The organism is Clostridium sp. CM027 (assembly GCF_024730565.1).
Classification (GTDB): domain Bacteria; phylum Bacillota; class Clostridia; order Clostridiales; family Clostridiaceae; genus Clostridium_AD; species Clostridium_AD estertheticum_B.
In genome coordinates, this window is record NZ_CP077725.1 from 2,012,851 (window position 1) to 2,034,705 (window position 21,855).

Annotated in this window: 28 protein-coding genes; 2 read left to right on the forward strand and 26 right to left on the reverse strand. The window is 26.0% G+C overall.

What is annotated here, in order from left to right:
• Positions 1-158: 158 nt before the first annotated feature.
• From KTC92_RS09500 to KTC92_RS09605, 22 genes are all read right to left on the reverse strand, one after another.
• Positions 159-338 (reverse strand): hypothetical protein, encoded by a 180-nt coding sequence (locus KTC92_RS09500; RefSeq protein WP_216303194.1) that lies wholly within the window; start codon positions 336-338, stop codon positions 159-161.
• Between the two features lie 419 nt (positions 339-757).
• Positions 758-1,024, reverse strand: coding sequence for a hypothetical protein (locus KTC92_RS09505; protein ID WP_220286757.1), 267 nt, complete (start codon positions 1,022-1,024; stop codon positions 758-760).
• A 227-nt stretch (positions 1,025-1,251) separates the two neighbouring features.
• On the reverse strand, positions 1,252-1,548 hold the full coding sequence (locus tag KTC92_RS09510; RefSeq protein ID WP_220286758.1) for a hypothetical protein: 297 nt from the start codon (positions 1,546-1,548) through the stop codon (positions 1,252-1,254).
• Between the two features lie 117 nt (positions 1,549-1,665).
• Positions 1,666-2,682: a hypothetical protein gene (locus tag KTC92_RS09515; RefSeq protein ID WP_258280572.1), complete on the reverse strand. Its 1,017-nt coding sequence runs from the start codon at positions 2,680-2,682 to the stop codon at positions 1,666-1,668.
• Between the two features lie 380 nt (positions 2,683-3,062).
• Positions 3,063-3,269, reverse strand: a complete 207-nt coding sequence (locus tag KTC92_RS09520) for a hypothetical protein (RefSeq protein ID WP_216303197.1) — start codon at positions 3,267-3,269, stop codon at positions 3,063-3,065.
• Positions 3,270-3,308: 39 nt separating this feature from the next.
• The gene (locus tag KTC92_RS09525) at positions 3,309-4,439 is read right to left on the reverse strand and encodes a site-2 protease family protein (protein ID WP_216303198.1); all 1,131 of its coding nucleotides are present in this window, start codon (positions 4,437-4,439) and stop codon (positions 3,309-3,311) included.
• 122 nt (positions 4,440-4,561) lie between these two features.
• Complete coding sequence (locus KTC92_RS09530; protein ID WP_216303199.1) at positions 4,562-4,750, reverse strand: hypothetical protein; 189 nt, start codon at positions 4,748-4,750, stop codon at positions 4,562-4,564.
• Between the two features lie 274 nt (positions 4,751-5,024).
• Positions 5,025-5,153: a hypothetical protein gene (locus KTC92_RS09535; RefSeq protein ID WP_258280573.1), complete on the reverse strand. Its 129-nt coding sequence runs from the start codon at positions 5,151-5,153 to the stop codon at positions 5,025-5,027.
• A gap of 560 nt (positions 5,154-5,713) precedes the next feature.
• The gene (locus KTC92_RS09540) at positions 5,714-6,607 is read right to left on the reverse strand and encodes a hypothetical protein (protein WP_258280574.1); all 894 of its coding nucleotides are present in this window, start codon (positions 6,605-6,607) and stop codon (positions 5,714-5,716) included.
• A gap of 245 nt (positions 6,608-6,852) precedes the next feature.
• On the reverse strand, positions 6,853-7,668 hold the full coding sequence (locus KTC92_RS09545; protein ID WP_220286761.1) for a hypothetical protein: 816 nt from the start codon (positions 7,666-7,668) through the stop codon (positions 6,853-6,855).
• Positions 7,669-8,885: 1,217 nt separating this feature from the next.
• Positions 8,886-9,026: a hypothetical protein gene (locus KTC92_RS09550; protein ID WP_220286762.1), complete on the reverse strand. Its 141-nt coding sequence runs from the start codon at positions 9,024-9,026 to the stop codon at positions 8,886-8,888.
• A 166-nt stretch (positions 9,027-9,192) separates the two neighbouring features.
• Positions 9,193-9,414: a hypothetical protein gene (locus KTC92_RS09555; protein ID WP_220286763.1), complete on the reverse strand. Its 222-nt coding sequence runs from the start codon at positions 9,412-9,414 to the stop codon at positions 9,193-9,195.
• The gene (locus KTC92_RS09560; protein ID WP_258280575.1) at positions 9,411-9,734 is read right to left on the reverse strand and encodes a hypothetical protein; all 324 of its coding nucleotides are present in this window, start codon (positions 9,732-9,734) and stop codon (positions 9,411-9,413) included. The genes KTC92_RS09555 and KTC92_RS09560 overlap by 4 nt, the downstream gene beginning before the upstream one ends.
• Positions 9,735-9,842: 108 nt before the next feature.
• On the reverse strand, positions 9,843-10,139 hold the full coding sequence (locus tag KTC92_RS09565; protein ID WP_165413325.1) for a hypothetical protein: 297 nt from the start codon (positions 10,137-10,139) through the stop codon (positions 9,843-9,845).
• 27 nt (positions 10,140-10,166) lie between these two features.
• A complete protein-coding gene (locus KTC92_RS09570; RefSeq protein ID WP_220286765.1) occupies positions 10,167-11,333 on the reverse strand; it encodes a sulfite exporter TauE/SafE family protein in 1,167 nt (388 codons plus the stop codon).
• 115 nt (positions 11,334-11,448) lie between these two features.
• A complete protein-coding gene (locus KTC92_RS09575) occupies positions 11,449-12,033 on the reverse strand; it encodes a thioredoxin domain-containing protein (protein ID WP_220286766.1) in 585 nt (194 codons plus the stop codon).
• Positions 12,023-12,304: a hypothetical protein gene (locus KTC92_RS09580; protein WP_165413322.1), complete on the reverse strand. Its 282-nt coding sequence runs from the start codon at positions 12,302-12,304 to the stop codon at positions 12,023-12,025. The genes KTC92_RS09575 and KTC92_RS09580 overlap by 11 nt, the downstream gene beginning before the upstream one ends.
• Before the next feature lie 18 nt (positions 12,305-12,322).
• Positions 12,323-13,201, reverse strand: a complete 879-nt coding sequence (locus KTC92_RS09585) for a PqqD family peptide modification chaperone (protein ID WP_216303211.1) — start codon at positions 13,199-13,201, stop codon at positions 12,323-12,325.
• The gene (locus KTC92_RS09590) at positions 13,194-14,654 is read right to left on the reverse strand and encodes a hypothetical protein (RefSeq protein WP_216303212.1); all 1,461 of its coding nucleotides are present in this window, start codon (positions 14,652-14,654) and stop codon (positions 13,194-13,196) included. The genes KTC92_RS09585 and KTC92_RS09590 overlap by 8 nt, the downstream gene beginning before the upstream one ends.
• A complete protein-coding gene (locus KTC92_RS09595; RefSeq protein ID WP_216303213.1) occupies positions 14,629-15,375 on the reverse strand; it encodes an ABC transporter ATP-binding protein in 747 nt (248 codons plus the stop codon). Before KTC92_RS09595 ends, KTC92_RS09590 begins: the two co-directional genes overlap by 26 nt.
• A 163-nt stretch (positions 15,376-15,538) precedes the next feature.
• Complete coding sequence (locus tag KTC92_RS09600; protein WP_216303214.1) at positions 15,539-15,754, reverse strand: hypothetical protein; 216 nt, start codon at positions 15,752-15,754, stop codon at positions 15,539-15,541.
• A gap of 307 nt (positions 15,755-16,061) precedes the next feature.
• Positions 16,062-16,211, reverse strand: a complete 150-nt coding sequence (locus KTC92_RS09605; RefSeq protein WP_165413317.1) for a cyclic lactone autoinducer peptide — start codon at positions 16,209-16,211, stop codon at positions 16,062-16,064.
• Positions 16,212-16,385: 174 nt separating this feature from the next.
• Between KTC92_RS09605 and KTC92_RS09610 the strand changes: the two genes are divergently transcribed.
• Positions 16,386-16,988 (forward strand): accessory gene regulator ArgB-like protein, encoded by a 603-nt coding sequence (locus tag KTC92_RS09610; RefSeq protein WP_220286767.1) that lies wholly within the window; start codon positions 16,386-16,388, stop codon positions 16,986-16,988.
• A 197-nt stretch (positions 16,989-17,185) separates the two neighbouring features.
• Here KTC92_RS09610 and KTC92_RS09615 read toward each other — a convergent pair whose 3' ends face one another.
• The 3 genes from KTC92_RS09615 to KTC92_RS09625 form a co-directional block, all read right to left on the reverse strand.
• Complete coding sequence (locus KTC92_RS09615; protein WP_216303216.1) at positions 17,186-17,401, reverse strand: hypothetical protein; 216 nt, start codon at positions 17,399-17,401, stop codon at positions 17,186-17,188.
• A gap of 477 nt (positions 17,402-17,878) precedes the next feature.
• Positions 17,879-19,210 (reverse strand): GHKL domain-containing protein, encoded by a 1,332-nt coding sequence (locus KTC92_RS09620; RefSeq protein ID WP_220286768.1) that lies wholly within the window; start codon positions 19,208-19,210, stop codon positions 17,879-17,881.
• Positions 19,198-19,938 carry a LytTR family DNA-binding domain-containing protein gene (locus tag KTC92_RS09625; protein WP_216303218.1) on the reverse strand — a complete coding sequence of 247 codons (741 nt, stop codon included), beginning with the start codon at positions 19,936-19,938 and terminating at the stop codon, positions 19,198-19,200. The genes KTC92_RS09620 and KTC92_RS09625 overlap by 13 nt, the downstream gene beginning before the upstream one ends.
• Before the next feature lie 267 nt (positions 19,939-20,205).
• On the opposite strand from KTC92_RS09625, the gene KTC92_RS09630 reads away from it, so the two are divergent.
• Entirely contained in the window at positions 20,206-21,231 is a 1,026-nt protein-coding gene (locus KTC92_RS09630; protein ID WP_220286769.1) for a DUF3048 domain-containing protein, read from the forward strand.
• A gap of 67 nt (positions 21,232-21,298) precedes the next feature.
• Here KTC92_RS09630 and KTC92_RS09635 read toward each other — a convergent pair whose 3' ends face one another.
• Entirely contained in the window at positions 21,299-21,733 is a 435-nt protein-coding gene (locus tag KTC92_RS09635) for a hypothetical protein (protein WP_253198191.1), read from the reverse strand.
• Between the last annotated feature and the right edge of the window lie 122 nt (positions 21,734-21,855).

The window sequence follows — 21,855 nt, forward strand, 5'->3', positions numbered from 1 at the left end:
CCTCTAAAGTATTTTTAGTATTAGTATAATACTATATACACTATATTTCGAATAGTTTAAAATAGAGGAATGAATGTAATGACGTTTTCCTCTACTTTTTTATCTTAAGCGTAATAATGAAAGTCTACCACTAATTCAGTATGACAGTCCCTCTATTTTTATTTAGTATTTTTACTAAATAAAAATATAAAAACTGGTATTTGTGCAATTATAATCATTATCAATGGTATCATCATTGATAAATTATACTTTAATGATAAAAGTATTATTAAAAATGCAGCTAATAATATGAAAGACTGCATTACGATGTAGCTTACAAGTTTCATTTTCTTAGTCATAAATCCTCCTTAAAAACTTTACTTAGCGCAAGCGCAACTAACCCTTTGAAACTCCAAATGTACCTCCAACTATAGTTGCAACTCCTGCAATTCCCAAGCTATTCACTGCAGCAGCAAAAGTAACTTTCATTATAGAAGCAATTACCCATACTTGACCATACGAGCATGCGACAACTAGTCCTGCTCCGGCTAGATTATTGTGTATAAATCCATAATTGAATGTTTAAAAAAATATTGACCAATAAAATTAATCACAAAAAATATCAAAAACACTTTTATAAATGAAACCATTCTGTCTTTCGTTGTAATTTTCATCACACACTCTCCATCCACTATCTAGCCATAGGGTCTGTTAACCCTTAGCAATCTCCATCATTCTTTTTTTGTTAGTAGTAAACTTCCAAAAGAACCAGCTAAAGCTAAATAAATAATTTTATTTTTTTAATTTTAAAATCAGTTTCATTTCTAACCATACTTATTTTAGGTAAAACAAAACCAGGCATGTATTCTTTCAACTTAATATCTATTTTTATATTATATTTACCTTCATTTTTATAAACTTTAATTGAATAAGCATCAAGACATATATCCAATTCTATTAATTTTAAAGCCCAAAAATGAATTAGCTCGTGAATTATGTTCGCTAATAAAAAACTTATAATGATATATATAAACACTAAACTCATATGTTCCCCTTTTATACTTTATTATTCTATACTAACCGGAGGTTGTTATCCCTTTACTTAACTCAGCTTCATTCCCTTTTTTCAGGTGACTGTCCAAACCCCATAGGATGTAACTGAAAATCACCATAGAAGTCACTGAAAACAGTTCCTTCTATGGTGATGATTATAATTCAGAAAATCCGATTTATACACAAACTGCAGGAGTCGCAGTCGCATTCTTCACCTTGCTACAAATTCTTTTCTTTACAATTAAAATACGAATAAAAATTTTCACCTAAAATATCTTTAACTTTTGTATATCTAAGTCCTATTTTTCTATCAGTACATATTGTTGGATATAGTAATAAAATTCCAATCAATATAACCGCAGATTCAAGCAAAGTACCTATTCCAAAAAATCCAAATGCAGATATAAGAACTAATATATATCCAAGAGATGCATACAAAGCGTCTCTAACAAAAATTCTCTTTGCTAAAGATTTATCTAAATAAAATAAATCACACTTTTTATAATTAGCTATCAATTAAATATAAAGTTTCTTCTTTGGCAACAATCAAGCGAGATATCCGTATGACCAAAGTAAAACAAAAAAAATTTGTTTCATTTAGGAGCTATTATTTTTAGCATAGAAAGCTGTATTTTACAGACTTTTCTCACAGCCTCCTAATTTCTTCATAATATCTTCTAACAAATTTTTATAGTTACTACATTTTGAAAGTATTTGTCCCGCATCACAAATATATTCTTTGTATTTTTTATCAAAACCAGTACCGTCACTAAATAATCCTCTTAAACTTTCGTTTATCATGGCAAAATATTTAAATGTATTATAATTATTTAAGGTTAAAAACTTATCAAAACTTTTATAATTATCTAATTTAAGTTCATATTTTGTTAAAGAGTATTCATGCAGAAGGAATTTATAAGCAACTTTTATAATTTTAGCATCAAACATTATATTTCCTTTTGAAGACTTAAAGTAATAATTAAAAATCCATTCTTTAAATTTAATACACTGAATACTTAAATTCTCTCCATTTATTATCTTTTGATCAATAATTCTGTTTATTAGTGCTACGACCATATTATTATATTCACACTTGGACAAAATTTTGTCCACAAACAGCTCAGATTCTTCAACTATAAAATTATTAATTGGATATTCAGATGAGAATTGAATAGAAAACATTAATATAACAAACTCAGGCTTTCTTTTGAGTAAATCAATTAAACAATAGTCACCATATACACTAATGCTGCTATAAAATATAGTTATAAAAATTGACCAATTTACAATTAATAAAATCATACAAATCACAGTAAATTTATTTTCTATTATAAACAGGGATGAAATGAGAATAATTACAAATGTAAATATCGGTCCCCCATATAATATCTTTATATATTGGTTTGTATATGACAAGAGACTTTTTTTATCATTCATATATATGCTTGGCCCTACAACAAATAATTCCAACTTTATACATACTAATTTACTCATTAAATAATGACCTAATTCATGCATAAAAATTGAAACAAAGTAGATTAAAATTCCCACAATAAAATACATTACCATTCTATTCAACATGTAATCATTTTTTAAATTCACTTTACCTAAAACTATGTTATATAAATTGGTTTTATACGCACCCTTCATTAAGATTATTAGTATAATAACATTAATTATTATTTTAGTGAATCTGAATTTTCTATGAAATATATTATTATTTATGTAATTAATTGATTCCCCCCCCCAAAAATTAAATAATACTAAAATTGAAATCTATTAACTATAGTTACTATTTAGTCACAAACCAAATTAGCTCCATTTGTCTAAATTATTTGAGCTAAAGTTACTTAATTTGGGCATTCAGATGAGAGACATTATTTCTCTCTTAAATCAAGATGTTAATCACCTACATCCTTGGCAACCACCTTTAGTTATTAGCCTGATTATCTTTTTCTCATAAAGCAGACCACCTCTTAACATAAAAGCATATACACTTTAAATCACAACTGCTCCCTAAGTGTTCTACATCATTCTCCTTTATCATTATGATACCAATGCCAACTAACATTAAATATAGTACTCGGTAGCAATATTATTAAAAATCCAGTAAAATTATATAAATTATAAGTACTAATAATAAGACCACATACAAATACTATTATAGACACTATCACATAATATTCTTTATCTAGTTTCATACCCATCCACCCTAAGTCACCTTCCATTCCTGCCACAGTAATAACTACTCTATCACGGTGTATGCCTTCTGTTTGCTAATTACTATAATTGGAGATTCGTTCAATCATTCTTTCTATTTCAGCTTTTTCAAAAATATCTATTCCTTTTACTTCATCCTGATTAACTAAACTTAATCCACTCTGCCCAAATTCTAAAGCCTTTACAATATCTTTTTTAATATAAAGTTCATATGCCATTTGTATTCGAAAACCACCAATACTTTTATCATTTAAAAGTACTTGTGAAATTTGTGTATATATTTCTTTTGATTTGTTGATATCTTTTTTAATATAACAATAAGAATATAAAATTTCACACATTACATCTAGCCTTACATCCTTAGTATATTCATCAATATTTTCTTCAATTATACCTATACATACTTGGGCTTTATCAAAATTTCCACTATCTAGGTAATAATAAAAATAATATAAGCTTATATATTCGTGAAAGCTTTTATCACTAAATATATTTCGATTATTTAGTACTTTAAAATTTATATCCCTTGGTCTAATACCACAAAAAAGTTGCAATGATATTACCATTTCCATTAAATCAATATCATTGGAATCTGATGGGTTTATTATAGTCAATACATTTGAGCCATCTGTTTTCATTCCATTAACTTTACTTGGTATAACATTTTTAATTAAATTAAATTCACTAATAATTAATAAAAAACAAAAAAATATTTTTATGAAAATATTATTCATGTTAGGTACCTTATAAATTATCAAAAATAAATATGCAATTATAAATATAAAGTTCAAACCTATGCCTCCAAGATAATATATTAATAACTCTTTAAATAATTTACTAAAAGTCTTGGGATACATCATACACGAACCTAATAACCCATAATTGCCAGTGATTTGAAAAATGACTTTTTGATTTTGATTTCTTATTTCAAACGGAAAAATAGTAAAAGAATAGAATTTAAATCCAACTAATTTTCCAGCTATAAAGTGACCTAATTCATGAATTATTATATCGATATAAATACAACTTAATAATAAAACTAATAATATTAATATACTGTATTTGTGAACACTTTCAATATCAATAGATAAGTTTTTAATTTTACATAACGCTGTTAATATTATTAATATATCTATACCTACAAAAAATGAAACAAGACCCATTATTTTTTTATTACTTATATTCATAATATGAAATCTCCACATGGCAACCTAATATATATTAATTTTATATTTTTCTTTTTAATTATCATATACACCTTCTTAAATTTTATATAAATATTATACTCCAATTTTTAGTAATATATATATCAGTTTGCCTTTTTATCAAAAATTGTGCTATAGAAAACCACCCCTACTGCAACACCAACTGCAACAGAAATATTTCTTGCTAAACTTATATTTGATGGTCTGAAAAAATAGTCAAACAAAAAATTAAAAAAACAAAGTGACACTGAAAACTTTATACAAGTAATTACTTTTCCTTTTGTGACTTTCATATAAATCATCTCCTTATAATTTTAAAACTATACTTTTTATATCTCACATTGTGTATAATCGAGCTTCAACATTAATATTTTGTTATGCACTATTAAGTGTACCAAGATACAATGTTAAAGCTGGTAATACTTATTTTTTTACTATATTATAAAATTTATATTGATAACCAACCGTTTCCTGGTTTTGAATCATGATTATCTAAGTATCTTGCAACAGTGTTTCCAATATCAGCGGCATTTATTGCAAAATTTACTGCACCAACAAGGCTACCTGCTAGTGCTCCAGCACCAATAGAAAGTAATTTGGTTTTAATATTCCTATTAAATATTTTTTTCCCTCACTAACTCCTACCTTTCTAATATATGATGAGATAGCTCCTTCTCCAGCTACCCGAACTGGCATAACATCAACTCCTAACCATACTCCATCTCACCACTCTCAACCTCAACATAATTATTCGGTAATTTTAAAGCCATTTCAATTTTTTAATCCCCTTCCCATTATTATAATATTTTCAACTGTTTACTACAATTAATAATCACATTAATTGCATTATTTATATCAAAAGCACTTGCTGACACCTAAAATAGCTAATTAAGTTTTATCCCAATCTGTTCCATGAAGTATTTCATATATGTGATTTTTTCATACTTAACCCTAGTTTCTGTAATCATACCAAGGGTAACATTAACTTTTCCTCCTTTTTTATCTGCAAGGTAATTTTTATCAAGTTTTACTTTAACCTTGATCTATATTTAAAACCTTACCTTGAACAGCTCCATACTCTTTTTACCAAACCGTCGCTTTATTCCTTTTTTAGGTGACTGTCCAAACCCCATAGGATGTAACTGAAAATCACCATAGAAGTCACTGAAAACAGTTCCTTCTATGGTGATGATTATAATTCAGAAAATCCGATTTATACACAAACTGCAGGAGTCGCAGTCGCATTCTTCACCTTGCTACAAATTCTTTTCTTTACAATTAAAATACGAATAAAAATTTTCACCTAAAATATCTTTAACTTTTGTATATCTAAGTCCTATTTTTCTATCAGTACATATTGTTGGATATAGTAATAAAATCCCAATCAATATAACCGCAGATTCAAGCAAAGTACCTATCCCAAAAAATCCAAATGCAGATATAAGAACTAATATATATCCAAGAGATGCATACAAACCGTCTCTAACAAAAATTCTCTTTGCTAAAGATTTATCTAAATAAAATAAATAACACTTTCTATAATTAGCAATACAAAACCATATAAATGAATAAATAGAAACAAATACAATAAATATTCTTAGTAATTTAATATCAATCTGATGTATTTGTGTTATACCCATTCCAAAACCCGCAAATATAAAAAATGAATTCATTCCAAGTGTTGCCGCTTTACCAATTTCTCTTATATTTTGTTTTTCTTCTTCAGATATTATTTCAACTTCCATATTTTCTTTTTTAACAGGTGTATGTTTTTTTGCTTTTTTATACATCTTATATTCCAAATATACATTAACAATTAATAAAGAAGCTAATATGACTTGTTGTATAATAAACCCTGCTGATAAAAATTTGAAATTAAATCCTTGAAAAGCAACACAACATGATGCAACTCTTATAACCCAATCGATTATTGCTTCAATTTTAAACATTTTATATCCTTCTTTGTTATCAGTAGCTAATATAAATGATGTAGCGATTAAAAATACATATGGTGACAATACCCAAAACACTTCTATTGTTAAATTATTTTTCAATACGATTTTATCGTATGAATATATAAATGCAAATGCAAAATTACTTATATAACTAATTAAATTTAATAACATTAAGATCTTAACAGACTTTTTCATTTATAATATCTCCTATTTTTATAATTATTTTTTGACATGGGTATTTAGACGTATCTCAATGGTTCTTGTTTATCATCACTAACCCCAAAAGTAATTAGATCTTCTTAGATTAAAGTCAAGGTGTTAGTTATTAATTATTTTTATGTAACCTTATTAATCAGCAAATTTTGTAGCATTTGCAGCTAATTAGTAACTAAAAACTAGTCACTACGTTCCATTTTTTATAATGGGGTGAGATGTCCGTTCTAAAGAATATATAAATTCCTAAATTGTTCAAATAATAATTTTTCTAATCTACTATTTACAATAGATGATTTAGGAATTGAGTTTAAAACCTCATTATAAGTAATCTCGTTAAGAAAATATTTTGTTCTACTAATAATGTATTTTTGATAAAAATTTCTCTTATTAGAACTATTTCTTATTAACTCAAATATTTTTTTTGCCTCTTCTAATTTTCCCTCTTTAATTACCATATATATAACAATTACATTTATATATTCAAACAGATTTCCATTTAAATATTTTATTTGGGATAACTTTTCTATTAAATTCTCCATGTTTTTAATTATATTTATATTAAAACCATCAATACTATTAATTAATACATAATAAAGTATATATGTCTGTAAATTTATTTGATTTTTATTATGGCTGATGTTGTGGAAAAATTTATCTTCCATATTTAATTCTTCACATACATCATTAGCATATTTGTAAATAAACAGATTCTCCTCATTAATATTTTGCTTTTGATTTGATAATATATTATTATAGTAAAATAAAGTTGATACGGCAAACACTTTATCCTTGTATAGCCTATAAGACATTATCCCATCACTAAATAAAAGAGTAAGACCCCCTATTATCATTGACATAACACCAAAAACTTTAATAAACAAATTTGGAATATAATAATTATATATTATATTAATTATGATTCCCAATACTGAACTTCCAAAAGAACCGGCCAAAGTTATAAATATAATTTTATTTTTTTGAATTTTAAAATCAGTTTTATTTCTAAGCATACTTATTTCAGGTAAAACAAAACCAGGCATGTATTCTTTAAGCTTATATCTATTTTTATATTATATTTATCTTCATTTTTATAAATTTTAATTGGATAAGCATCAAGACAATATATATCCAATCCTATTAATTTCAAAGCCAAAAAATGAATTAGCTCGTGAATTATGTTCGTTAATAAAAAACTTATAATGATATATATAAACACTAAACTCATATGTTCCCCTTTTGTAATTTATTATTATATGCTAACCAGAAGTTATCTCTTTGCTTAAATCAACTTCCCGTTCTATTAAATACATTATTATCTATATAATTTGCTTTCACAGACTTCTATTGTAATATGATTTAGTCAAATTTCATAAAATGCTTTTACTCATCGTGCCTGCTCCCTTGCTTGACTTCGAATACTGATTTCCATAATATATATTAATAGCTTACTAGCGAAATTAATGGTTATATTTCCAAGAGAAATTACCACTCATTTGGTGTTAGTATAATATTGTAGACACTAAAAACCGAACACATTAAAATATAAATATGATAAGGATGTGTTTATAATTGCAAGAGGTCAAAAACAATATACAGCTTTATTCAAAAATACAATAGTAGAGCTATCTAACTCTGGAAAAAAGCTTAGCAGGGTTAAGCAGTGAATATTCCCTATCAAAATCAACAGTAACAGATTAGATAAATAAAAGGTCAATAAACCATAAAAATGATACATAGTAGCATTGGATATATTACTCCCCAACAGAGTGAATATTTGGCTAAATACTCTGCGAGCTCTTTAATATTTAGATGATAATACGTTTTTCTTGTTTTAGGTCCATATTCGGTGATCTCATTTTCTGTATAAATATTAGTATTAATTTTTATCCTACCCACATAAAACACTTCTTGAGCATTAATAAAACTCTGCCACACCTGTTAAGGCCTAAAGTCTTTGCGATAGTAATTCCACCTATATTTTCTTCTAAATACATATTTACAGTGTTTAGATTAACTTTAACTTGATAATTTCTTTATTTTTTCAAAAAAATCATTCCATAAAATGAATTTTACAACTCTTTTTTAGTTGTGTCCATTCAATAGGGTGATACCAACTATGTTAAATGTTTTATCTAGGTGATTACTTCTTCCCCCTTAGGCTTGTGCCCGCATCCATGTTTTTACAGGCACCTAACAATTCTACACCTGTTAATCCTTTTTTTAACAACACCGTAAAAATCTACTTATAAAAAACATATCAGAAATAATAAAAAAAGCTATTAATTAAGACTATTGATGTGCCTAAAAGTAATACTACCGCCAAAAATAAATTACTTCCATTAGTTGATAATTTTGAGAGTATAGTGTCTTGTTTAACAAAGTCCTTGAATATATTCATTTATACCCACCTTTTTTCTATTACTTTTCGAATATAATTAATGTTGTATTTGTTTTGTAGATTTACGAAGCCTTCCACTTCTAAACTAAGTATCGTTTTATTGGATAGCTTTTTTGTAAAATAAGGGTAATACCGTTTAAATTCACCCATAAAAAACACCATAATTCTACTTGCAAAATTCTTTATAGCTTTTGATTACAGCGCAAATAAATTTCAAATTAACTACAAACAATACTAAAAACATAAAAATTTCTAATATGCCTTCTGGCCAAAAGCTACTAATATTAAATTGGATAATTGAAATTATAATTAAACAAGGAATATATTTTCTAACATTAGCTGCATAATCGGACATAGCAAATTCATAAAATTTATTAATGATTTTCAAAATCTCACATCCATTTCCCCTACATATTTTCCAAACTTAATTTGCAATGATTTTTCTTCAATTTCTTCCTTATTCTTGTTTAATATTTTCGTTGCAATTAAAATACTTTCTTTTAACTGTTTATCAATATTATAATTTTTATCAATAAACTCTAAAACTCTTAGTTTATACTGAAAAACTTTAAATGCCATTTGTATGTGATTTGTCACAAAAATCATTTCATTTTTATAATCATCCAATTTCCTGATTTCTCCACCTAATGACAATCCATTTCTTTCTTCATTCAAGTTGATATCCAAAAGAATAGAAATTAATATCAAAAGAAAAAAGATGAGTAATCAATAATAATTAATGATTACTTATCTTTTTTAAAAGAAATTAGTTTATTGGTATATTAATTAATAAAAATACACATCAAATATGTCATACTACAAGTAAATGCTTTTAGCATTTCCAATCTTCTCAAGAAGACGTTTCAAAATTAATGGAAATTCACCTAATTTTATCTCTTTAACGCCAATGTTATCTTTTTCTTGAAAAAAGTCTTCAATTTCATAATATATTTTTTTTGTAACTGCACTTTTATGTAAAAAACAGGGTTCTGAATCATTGAAGTATTCAATACTTTGCTCAATAATAATATTCTCTGCAACTGGTAGTTTATAAAGATTACCCTCATATAAAATGCAATTATCATTATCTGTTATTTTAATATTTCTCGGCATTTAATAAACTCCTTTATATTTACTATATTAAATTATAAAAACTATAAATAAACAAAATAAGAACATCACTATTGCGGTTAATAATTTTATTAAATACATTTTCTCTACAAGGAATGATGATACTTTGAACATATCAGTCCCTTTATCAATAATAAATATGATTATAATTGGTGGTATAATAAATACTAAATCATATAAGAATAAATAAGAAAAAGCCTTAAGAGAATAAATGCTATTTTTTTGTATCATGTAACTTATACTTGCAAGATATACTTGTCCTGTACATAAAAATTCTCCTAATGAAATAACTACACCTAATAAAAAACTTATAATAACTAATATTTTCCCACTTTTATTTTCCAAAAATCTTTTTATTACATTGTGATTAAAACGTCTAACTTTTCTTGGGAGTTGATTTTTAATTTGTCCAAATTTTTCCTTTCTTGCTTTTAAAAAATCATTTACATTCAAATAAATAATTATAGCAGAAAACAATATAAATATTTCTTTCATTATTGTATTATATATTCCTATATTTATTTTAGATAGATATGTGTATAAGACTGAACCTATTAATAAATATGCTATAAATTTACCTAAAATAAAACTAAAACCAAGCTTCTTTATTCCAACATTTTTGACACTAATAAGTGAGAGAAAAAATAAGAGCATGGATATAGAGCATGGGTTAAGTCCATTAATAAATCCTGTAAATATAAAACCTAAAATATCATAATTGAATGAATTTGCATTTATCTGAATTCCCTCCAAAATAGGTGTTTCCTTAACCTTCTCATTCTCATTCTCATTCTGTAATATTTCTCTTATTATAGACTTTATTTCAGACGGCTCTTTTATATATCTATCTGATACGAATATAATTGGTGCTCCTCCAGTCTCTTTATTTAACTTATATTCATTATTATATCTAACAAGCATCTCATAATTTTGACTTTTACTTATATCATATTTATATATCTTAATATTTTTATGTTCTTTCTGTAACTTATTTAGTTCATCTTCAAACTTATTGCATGTATTACAAAGAGGCACATTGAAATAAATCAAATTTAACTCATTAGTCTTTGCATGAATTGTGTCGACCATTAAGAAATTAATGGCAAAGAATATTATTAGTAAAAATAATATTCTACAGTATCTTTTTACTACTTTATTAATATTCATACTTCTCATATTTTAACCTCACTTGGATTATTTATTATTTCAATTTCACTATGAATATGATAAAGTTCCTACTATTTATTTACGATTAAAACATCTAATCATAATTCCACCACAATTTATTTTCCTAATTGGAGTTTAATATATCTTCTACAATTCTTTTAAATTCGTCTTTTTTATAAATACCAACCATTTTTTCATTACCTACATACATTGTTGGTATCGTATTAATCTTGAGATAGTCTATTTCTTTCTTTATTTCCTTGTTATCATCTTTCCTTTTATTATATAATTTCTCTCCTAAATATGACTTTAAGTACTGCTCTGATTTTGGATTAATATACTTTTCTTTTTCATTAAATATCTTTCCAATCTCTTTATAATCCTCTGTACTAATTTTAGGAATATTTAAATGCATATTTTCATTAACAGTCTTAAATATTAAAACAACCTTCTTATTAGCTATGTATTCTAATAGGATTGGCTCAATATTTTCATTCATTTTTTTACAATCTGGACAATTAAAGTCCGTATACTCAATTATCTTAACAGGTGCCTTAATATCACCAAAAACAATACCAGCATTAGATATAGTCTTAATATCATCTTTTTTACTTAAACCCTCAGATCTATTTATAAAAATACCCATAATCACTAATAGAACTAAACTTATTGTAATGACAACACATTTTTTCTTTCTTTTAAACTTCATTTTTCCTTAATCCTTTCAATAAAATATTAAATATTATTGATAAGACAATAGTCGCCAAAAATACAGCCAAAACTAATAATAAAAATGTAGTCTTTATATTAAACGTATAGCCATTGTTTCCAATTTTAAGAATCTCCATTGTGTTAAAAAGGATTTTACCACTTTTATTACCAAACATTTTAAGAAAGATTAAACTCATAGCAGTTATAGGTAAAATAATTATACTTAAAACAGCCGCTAAACCATATGTTTTTTCACTAATTTTTATCATATTAATCTCCCCTAGTATCTAAATTATTTTTTTATTGTATATCATTAAGAATATATAGTTAAGAATATTTTTACCATCACCTGTAAATGGTAGTAAATGTACTAATTGAATAACAAACATTCCCGCAAAAATATTGATATACACAGAATATTGCCACTCTTTAAACATAGTGAAACTAATGATGTACATTAAGACTCCTAAGATTCCAGGAATTATTGATCCTGATAAGGCTATAATAATATTGTTCTTAGAATTAGTTTCTGCTGGTCTTACAAATCTCACTCCCAATGGACTTACCCCTAAAAATCCTATATTTTTATTTTTCTTTTTTATCCATAAAGAATACATATGAGATAATTCATGTATGTTTGTGCTCAAAATTAATCCAACAAAAGCGATCAAAAATCCAAATGCTACTCCCGAAGCTAAACTATCACTAATTAAAACTACACTCAATATGTATAGAACTAATGTCCATATAAATAATATTCCTATTTTTTTAAAAATCACATTATTAATACTATTAAATACAGAAAAAAAGTTGCTGTTTTTTATAGTAACTCGTTCTTTATATCCTTTTTTATATTGTGCAATAAGATTTATAAATATTTTTTTTATCCTTATATTGGTGTCATACTTCCAGTTTAAAAGATAATTTTTATTTAATTCATAGAATAAATTATTTATATCATTATATAGAACATCATAATCGATCTTGATTTCTTTGTTTAAATATTCTGTAATCTCACTTACACTTTTAATTCCATCAACTAGTAATAATATTTTATAAGCCGTTTCATTTATTGGAATATCAGCATGTAGATTATGATCAAATATGTGATCTTTATTAATCTCAATATTTTGAGGTATATATGGTATTCTTTTTAATTTATTCATATTTTATCCTCCATTTGGCCACTAAATAAAAAGCAGTAAATAATATAATTGTAAGTACTACCGCCACAATTATCAAAGACATATTTGTTGTAATTATTTGATTTAATATAACTACTATAGGAATCATTGTAAAAAAGAGAATAAAAAAAGCAAATACACCCATATAAGGGTTCTTGTTATCTACTGGAATTAATATTCCTAAAATATATAATGATATTATTGAACTAATAACTATTGGAATGCTAATCAATACTTGATATATATCCATATCAATTCCTAGTATTATTATAGTTATAAGTAGAAATAAACCATATCCGATAATACATAATCCTATTGCCTTTGAAATCAACACCTTTAACAATTCAACCCCATTAGCTTTATACATTATAAAGTAATTATTTTCATTTCCAAAGGAGTTTAGCGCCAACATACTAGAAACTAAACTTACTATCCCTATTATCATAATATTCGGCTCTAAATTTCCCAATTTAAATCTTACTAAAATTGACAATAGCAAAAAAATTATTATATTTATGTAGTTTTCTTCATTTCTAATTTGAACTTTAACTTCTTTTATAATTAATGATCTATTAAACCCCTTTGACATAGGCAGAAATTTTAATATTTTAGAAGAGTTGTTATTCTGAACTTTTTCATAGCAAAATAAAGTGCTTAAAGCTAAAAATGCAGTAATTAAGATATAAATACTTATTCTTAAATAGCTTACAGAATTAAATGCTGCAACCTTTACTGATTTCATAAGAACTCCACTAATTAAATAAAGTATATTATAATCAAATTTAGTGTATGAAGATAAAATCCCTTCCACCGAAAAATTTTCTATAAAATAATAAAATACTGACATTAGTAAAATTAAAAGCGTTATAAGCTTTCTATAAGGGAGTCCAATCATAGATATAATAAATATACAAAAGTCATATATTATTGTATTTAAAAAGAATACAAAAGTAATTTGTATAATAAAAGCTAATATACTGGCTAGCAAAAAACCTCCCTGTAAATCATTCATAACCAATGAAGGTACAACTAATAAAGTATTTATAAACAATTCGCTGACAAATACAACAAAAAATATTGGAAGCTTGTATCCTAAATTCCTTTCGAATGTAGTAAGCGGAAACCAATTTAACTGCATTTCAAATTCACCGCGTTCTTGTATTACAGATTTCACCAATACAAATAGTGCCGTTGTTACCACAGAAATATTTACCAATATACCAGAAAACAATAAATATAGTGACCTAGTATCCCCATTCACAAACATTACTATTATAGGATTTACAACACAGTATCCTGCTATTACGGATAATAAGGTAATAAATAATAAAAATGAAATTACTCCTACAACCTTACTTTTAGTATTCAATATTTTTGCTAAACTTCTCTGCCATATTTTAAAAATTAATTTACAAATTATTAATGACTTCGTCAATTTTATCACTCCTACTTTTATCAAGAGATGCTTTAATAAAAACTTCTTCAAGTGAATTACAGTTATATTCTTTTTTTAATATATTACTAGTATTTTCTGCAACTTTCCTCCCTTTTGAAATTATTACAATTCTATCACTCAAACTATCAGCTAAAAGAAGATCATGAGTTGACATTAAAATACTTTTTCCATCTTTCAAAAATTTTCTCAACATTTTTTTTGTTGTTATTATCGATTCTACATCTAATCCTCTAAATGGCTCGTCTAACACCATCAATTTGCCTTCTAACATAAATGCTGCAATTAATTGAAGCTTTTTCTTCATTCCATGTGAATAATTTTTTATTATTTGCTCCATAGCTTCTGCCATATTATATATTTGTACAAGTTTTTTAATCTTTTCGTCATTTACATTTTGATACATTGATTTTACGAAGTTAATATATTCTTTACCTGTCAAAGACTCAATAAGTAATAGTTCGTCCGGTACATATGCAATATATTCTTTAAATTTCTTAGTATTATTTTTTTGACCGTATAAAGACAAAGTCCCTTTGGTTGGAGAAATAACTCCAAGTAAACAATTAATTATTGTAGTTTTTCCAGAACCGTTTGGACCAACAATTGAAACCAATTCTCTTTCTTTTAGTTCTAAATCAAAATTTTGAATGCCCCAAAAATTATTTGAATATTTTTTACTAAGGTCTTTAATTGATAACATAATAAAAGTTCTCCTCCCTAAATAGAATATTGTTTTTGTAAAATTTTATTTTGCAATCAACTATAAATTTAAATGAAACTTAGACAAGCTTATTATCCATTATAGGCTTGTCTAAGTTGAAGAATGATGCAATAAAATAGCTTTTTTATTGCATTTTATTCATTTAATAACATTCAAATTTGACTTTTAATCCCCATTCAATTATGCTATAATCTCCAGTGAAGCCACTGTAACCATTAGCAAGACACCACACTGACATACCTATGAACCATGTAACACCAATTACTAGTAATACTGCCATAAATACTATAATCCACGCTTGATCTTCAGTATATTCAACTGAAGTACAGTCAATTTTCGGACATAAATAAGTTTCCATACAACACCCCTTTTTTGTGGTATTGTCAAAAATATTAATCTATCTTTGACTTACCCAATTTTATTTTAATAATTTATATAAATAACTTGCTTCCAATTCAGGATTAGGTATTTTAGTTTCGCGAGAACTAAAATACCTAATCAAAAGAAAGGAACAAGATATCATCATGATTAATAATTCTTCAATTCAGTCAATCGTTTACATACAAAATAATTACTACCCTTATTCCTCTACTACCATATTATAAACCTTTAAGGGTTGTCCTTTTAATATTCTTACCTAAAATACAAACCCATACCAAATCTCTTTATAATTTTTTATCAACCTTATATAGTGATTTAGGCATCTTACATTCATTAAATGACCAAACTATACACATTGATGATGAAGCTTTCGCCACTGCCGATACACCAGAACAAGTTATTGAAGCTACTTTTTCTAATATTAAATTTTTCATTTTTCCACCCCTTATTATTAAGTTCTCCTATTGCTTTACTTGAATTACCATGATATTATTTTACCATATTGTGATTGCTTAATTCTACATTTTTTCCTAAGATGGGCTTTTTTGCACGTGAAATGTAATTAATATTAATTTTTATCAATAAATTATTGTTTAGGGTGGCGTTATATGAATATAAATGAAAAATTAAGCAACTTATACATGGAATTTGTCAAAAAAAATTTAGATAAGACAGAGGAAGAACTTGAAATACTCCATTATGGCACTCAAGTTATATTAATTAGTATATACAAATTGATTATTCTGTTTGTAACATCATATTTTCTTAAAGTATTCACCTATACATTAATAGCATTTATAGTTTTTGGCTTCCTTAGATCTTTTGCTAATGGCGTTCATGCAGACTCTAGCCTAAAGTGTATTTTTTTAAATTATATAATTTTCTTAGGAAATGTGTTTTTAAGTCTAAATTTCACTCTAAATAGAACTTCAATAATTATCTTATTTTTAATAAGCTTAATTTTAGTTGTTAAATATGCTCCTGCCGATACAGCTGAGCGTCCCCTTGTAAGCAAAAAATTAAGAAAAGCTTTAAAACTAAAATCTATCGCTGTTGTATTAATTTCGTGTTCAGTAAGTCTATTATTACCAAATTCAATTTATAAAAATATAATTATTTATTCCATCTTCCAAGAATCCTTTTTAATTACTCCCTTTGCCTACTTTATTTTCAGAAAACCTTATAATAACTATAAAAATCTGCAACTTTAAAGCACTAATTATTAACAATAATTAGTGCTTGTGTAAAAACGAAGTTATCAATACTAATATTTAAATATACATTATTATATTTTTAATTCTAAATATCCTTACAGTATCCAAATATAGATTATAAATAAATCTTAGACAAGCCTAATTATAAGCTTGTCTAAGATGTTGCAATAATAAAATAAATTTATTATTACATTTTATTTACATTCAAAATTGACTTTTAATCCCCATTCAACTATGCTATAATCACCAGTGAATCCCTTGTAACCATTACTAACACACCACACTGACATGCCTACCATCCATGTAACACCTACCGCTAGTAACGCTGCCATAAATACTATAACCCACGCTTGATCTTCAGTAACTTCAACTGAAGTACAATCTATTTTTGGACATAAATAAGTTTCCATAAGACACCCCTTTTTTGTGGTATTGTCAAAAATATTAATCTATCTTTGACTTACCCCATTATATTTTAATAATTTATATAAATAACTTGCTTCCCGCTCATGATTTGGTATTTTAGTTTCGCGAGAACTAAAATACCTAAACAAAAGAATGGAACAAGATATCATCATGATTAATAATTATTCAATTCAGACAATCGTTTACATACAATGTAATTATTAGTCTATTTCTATAGCACTAAATCCAAACTTTTAGCACAATCTTATAAACCCTTTTTCCTCAGTTCTTCTATCGATTTACTTGAATTACCATGACTTTATTTTACCATGTTTAATTATTTGATTCTACATTATTTCCTAAGTTGGGCTTTTTTGAGCGTGAAATGTAATTAATATTAATTTTTATCAATAAATTACTCTCTTAGACTTCTTTATTTTCAGAAAATCAAATAATGACTATGAAAATTTACAACACAAGAACTAATTATTAACAATAATTAGTTCTTGTGTAAAAACGAAATTATCAATACTAGTATTTAAATATACATTATCATATTTTTCATTCAAAATATCTTTAACAGTTTTTAAGCCTATTCCTCTATTGACGCCTTTTGTTGAAAAATTTTTCTCGTATATTTTATGAATAGATGCAGTATTTTCCGGGCAAGAATTTTTTATAATAAATGTAGTACTATTATTATTTTTATATACTAAAAATTCAATAAATTTGTTATCGCATAATATCGCAGCTTCTATTGCATTATCAAAAACAATTCCGATAATCCTACAGATATCTATTAAATATATTGACAATTCATTAACATCGTCCACAATCTCTATTTTGACTTTTATGTTTTTTGATTGAGCCTTAATAATTTTAGAAGAAAGTAGTCCTTTCAACGAATCAATTTTTATATGCATAAGTGATGTATAAGATCGATTCTTTTCCAATATTTTTTTACTTTCAGGCATTAATTCTTTATAATAGAATTCCTTCAACCCTTTTATATTTTCTGACTCAATATATGCCCCTATTGTTTGGAATATATTAATTTGGTCATGTCTAAAACTTCTTAAGTCATTTGAAAGATTTTCTAAATTTATAGTATATTCTTTAAGATGGGCCAATTCCTTTTCTCTGTAATCCCATTCTAAATCTTTTTTAATACTTTCGTTATTTGTATGAGTTAATATTAATATCACAATAAAATAGCTAATTATCAAAAAAAGGTTTAATGAAATAAAAAATTTATTAGGCTTATTAAATATCATTTTTAATGATAAAGAATAAGAATATATAGAAATAAGTGATATTACTACAGTGGAGACTAAAATAGAAATATTTTTTGATTTTATATTCAAAAAATTTTTAACATAGTTATTTTTTAAAACTTTACATGAAAATTTACTTAGAAAATAACATACTATTAAGATTAATAAAGCTGTTAATAATTTAATTTTAGGATTATTTAGTATATCACAATATTTAATTTTTAAAATAAAAACTAAGATAACCCCAGTAACAGCATCACCAAAAGCAAAAATCAATTGTATAAAAATAGAAATTAATAGAGCATAGTATACTTTTTTAAAAAGTATATATAAATATATACTCATTATTATTGTTGTAATAGGAATTATCAACTTGTTTTCATTATAATTATTCAATAATACAATTATAGAAAATAAAACACTATTAATAACTAAAAGGTTTTTTTTAGTTATTTCCATATAACTTATATTAATCATAATAATACCAAAATTTAATGCAATAATAAATATATATAATAACTCCATTATCATATTAAACATTTTTTAATTAATCCTTTTAGATATAATGCTGAACTATAGCAGATTTCATCATTTATCATATAGATAGTTTTATTTTTTTTATCAAAAAACTTAATTTTGGTGGTATTAACTATATAAGATCTGTGACATTTATAAAAATATGATGGTAATTTAGCTTCTAGATCCTTCATTTTTCCATAGAACTCAAAATGGCCATTAGTCGTATGACCCCTTAATTTATGACCAATATCTGCTGTTTCAAAGAATAGGATTTCATTAAATAGAAAGTTTTCAATCCTATTCACTAGATTTATTGAAATGACTTCTTTTTCTTTAACATTAACATTTTTATAATTATTGTAGGCTCCACTTAAGCATTCTGAAATGCTGCTTTTAAGAGCCTCATCATCAAATTTTAAGATATAATCAAAAGCTCGTACTTTATATTTAAATGTTAAAAATGATAACTCAGCATGTGAAGTTATAAAAACAATATATCCTTTTGTATCATAATTTCTTATCTCTTTTGCAAGGTCTATTCCATTTGATTTAGTGCCTAAATCTACATCTAAAAAGTAAATAAAGCTTTTTTCTATGTTGTTCTTAAGATGATTAACTACATCTTTAGAATTATCAGCTGATAAAACTATCTTTAAATCAAGCTTTAAATCTATTAATTTATTTTTTATAATACATTCAATCTTTTCCCTTTGCATCTCATTATCTTCACAAATAATTATATCAAGCATTTTAGCACCACCTTAATAAGAATTCAAACTAAAACTTATAATAATATGACAATTTACATTATTATTATACCATTTCCAACAAAAAAACACTACATTGCTAATTAGTTACATGAGCTATGCCCGCCGTGGTTTTTATGAGCGAATTTAATCCTCCTATGGCATTTTTAGTTTTTATATTATTCTATATACACGACATTTCGAATAGATTAAAATAGAGGAATGAATGTAATGACGTTTTCCTCTAAAATTAACTAAGGAGATGTTGCTTTGAAAAACAAATCTATACTATTATTTTGTATAATTATTTCCATAAGCTTTATTTCGCAGGGTTGTAGCAAAAAAGCTGAATCTATTGCTACGCCAAAGCAATCAAACCCTAAAAAAACAGAATCAGCTGTAAAGACCTCACAAAAGTACTTCTCTCCTTATACGGGTGAAGCGGTAAAAAAAGAACTATTAGATAATATTGCTGTGCTTGTGGTAGTAGAAAACTCAGTAGCTGCAAGACCTCAATCGGGTTTGAATGCTGCGGATATAGTTTATGAGACCATGGCTGAAGGTGGCACACCTAGATTCATTGCATTATTTCAAAAAAACAATGCTGAAAAGGTTGGACCAATTAGAAGTGCCAGGCCTTACTTCTTAGATATTTCAAAAGAATATAACCTGCCCTTTGCTCATTGTGGTGGAAGTTCGGAAGCTCTTGTTAAAATAAAAAATGAAAACTTGATGAGTATGAATGAAATGACACATGCTTCTACTTATTGGAGAGATTCGCTGCGAAAGGCTCCTCATAATCTTTATACCTCCACAGAAAAATTAAGAGAACTTGTTAAAAGAAAAGATTTTGTCAAAGCTCCTACTGTAAAATTAAAATTTGACAAAGGCTATTGGGATAACGCTAAATCACCGAAAGCTATAGATGTACTTTTAAAAATAAACAAAAATTACAACACTGGTTACAATTATAAGGATGGCCTTTACCTCAAAAGCATGGATGGAAAATCATCAACTAATAAAGAGAATAAGCTTCCACTAGCATTTAAAACCATAGTGGTGCAAATCACCTCCATTAAAAAACAAGCAGATGGACAACATTTAGACATTTCTCTTGTAGGTAAGGGGGATGGTTATGTTATTAGTAATGGTAAATTTATAAAAATGCATTGGGCTAAAAAAGATGCCACTTCGCAAACACTTCTAACTGATGAGGGTGGTAATAATTTGCCATTAAATCCTGGAAAAACTTGCTGGAACATTGTAGATAAAAATACCATTGTAGATATTAATTAAATTATAAGGTTAGGCGAAAAAAAGACTTGCCTCGTATAATGAGACAAGTCTTTTTGTTGTATTTCGATTAAGCTTTTTGAATTTTTCCATCAATTTCTTCCTGATTAATTGTTTCTACAATATATTCCTCATCAAAATATTCTTCATCAATATCTTCTTCAACAATATCATTACAAACCTCAGCTTTAGTTAAGCATATTAAACATTTTGAAACTTTTTTGTTTACTACACCCACTCCTAATAGAAGAAATGCGATACCTCCATATATTGCAACTGGTTCAAATATTCCTGGCAACAATTGTGATGGCACTAACGCATCCCTTACAGTAGCGGCAGAATAACCCTGAGCTACAGCTTGATTAAAGTTAGTTCTATATAAGAAAACATTATTAACTAATAATGCAACTCCCATAATTGCAACAACTGAAGCGACAACATACAAAGTAATTGAAATAGCAGATTTTCCTGATTTTTTAGACGCATTTTTTGCTTTGATTTTCATAGTAATTCGTCCCCATTTCCGCCATTAAAGGCTATATTATAATTTCGTTTTAATACTGATATTATTTTTCAGCACTTCTGCTTCTTTTAATAATAGTAACAAATAATTGTTGCATTTAAGTG

Excerpts from the sequence above, each read along its gene's own strand:
- KTC92_RS09500 (WP_216303194.1), bottom strand. The coding sequence starts at position 338 with ATGACTAAGAAAATGAAACTTGTAAGCTACATCGTAATGCAGTCTTTC.
- KTC92_RS09505 (WP_220286757.1), bottom strand. The coding sequence starts at position 1,024 with ATGAGTTTAGTGTTTATATATATCATTATAAGTTTTTTATTAGCGAAC.
- KTC92_RS09515 (WP_258280572.1), bottom strand. The coding sequence starts at position 2,682 with ATGAAGGGTGCGTATAAAACCAATTTATATAACATAGTTTTAGGTAAA.
- KTC92_RS09525 (WP_216303198.1), bottom strand. The coding sequence starts at position 4,439 with ATGAATATAAGTAATAAAAAAATAATGGGTCTTGTTTCATTTTTTGTA.
- KTC92_RS09530 (WP_216303199.1), bottom strand. The coding sequence starts at position 4,750 with ATGAAAGTCACAAAAGGAAAAGTAATTACTTGTATAAAGTTTTCAGTG.
- KTC92_RS09535 (WP_258280573.1), bottom strand. The coding sequence starts at position 5,153 with ATGCCAGTTCGGGTAGCTGGAGAAGGAGCTATCTCATCATATATTAGA.
- KTC92_RS09540 (WP_258280574.1), bottom strand. The coding sequence starts at position 6,607 with ATGAAAAAGTCTGTTAAGATCTTAATGTTATTAAATTTAATTAGTTAT.
- KTC92_RS09545 (WP_220286761.1), bottom strand. The coding sequence starts at position 7,668 with ATGCCTGGTTTTGTTTTACCTGAAATAAGTATGCTTAGAAATAAAACT.
- KTC92_RS09550 (WP_220286762.1), bottom strand. The coding sequence starts at position 9,026 with ATGAATATATTCAAGGACTTTGTTAAACAAGACACTATACTCTCAAAA.
- KTC92_RS09565 (WP_165413325.1), bottom strand. The coding sequence starts at position 10,139 with ATGCCGAGAAATATTAAAATAACAGATAATGATAATTGCATTTTATAT.
- KTC92_RS09570 (WP_220286765.1), bottom strand. The coding sequence starts at position 11,333 with ATGAGAAGTATGAATATTAATAAAGTAGTAAAAAGATACTGTAGAATA.
- KTC92_RS09575 (WP_220286766.1), bottom strand. The coding sequence starts at position 12,033 with ATGAAGTTTAAAAGAAAGAAAAAATGTGTTGTCATTACAATAAGTTTA.
- KTC92_RS09580 (WP_165413322.1), bottom strand. The coding sequence starts at position 12,304 with ATGATAAAAATTAGTGAAAAAACATATGGTTTAGCGGCTGTTTTAAGT.
- KTC92_RS09585 (WP_216303211.1), bottom strand. The coding sequence starts at position 13,201 with ATGAATAAATTAAAAAGAATACCATATATACCTCAAAATATTGAGATT.
- KTC92_RS09595 (WP_216303213.1), bottom strand. The coding sequence starts at position 15,375 with ATGTTATCAATTAAAGACCTTAGTAAAAAATATTCAAATAATTTTTGG.
- KTC92_RS09600 (WP_216303214.1), bottom strand. The coding sequence starts at position 15,754 with ATGGAAACTTATTTATGTCCGAAAATTGACTGTACTTCAGTTGAATAT.
- KTC92_RS09605 (WP_165413317.1), bottom strand. The coding sequence starts at position 16,211 with ATGAAAAATTTAATATTAGAAAAAGTAGCTTCAATAACTTGTTCTGGT.
- KTC92_RS09610 (WP_220286767.1), top strand. The coding sequence starts at position 16,386 with ATGAATATAAATGAAAAATTAAGCAACTTATACATGGAATTTGTCAAA.
- KTC92_RS09615 (WP_216303216.1), bottom strand. The coding sequence starts at position 17,401 with ATGGAAACTTATTTATGTCCAAAAATAGATTGTACTTCAGTTGAAGTT.
- KTC92_RS09620 (WP_220286768.1), bottom strand. The coding sequence starts at position 19,210 with ATGTTTAATATGATAATGGAGTTATTATATATATTTATTATTGCATTA.
- KTC92_RS09625 (WP_216303218.1), bottom strand. The coding sequence starts at position 19,938 with ATGCTTGATATAATTATTTGTGAAGATAATGAGATGCAAAGGGAAAAG.
- KTC92_RS09635 (WP_253198191.1), bottom strand. The coding sequence starts at position 21,733 with ATGAAAATCAAAGCAAAAAATGCGTCTAAAAAATCAGGAAAATCTGCT.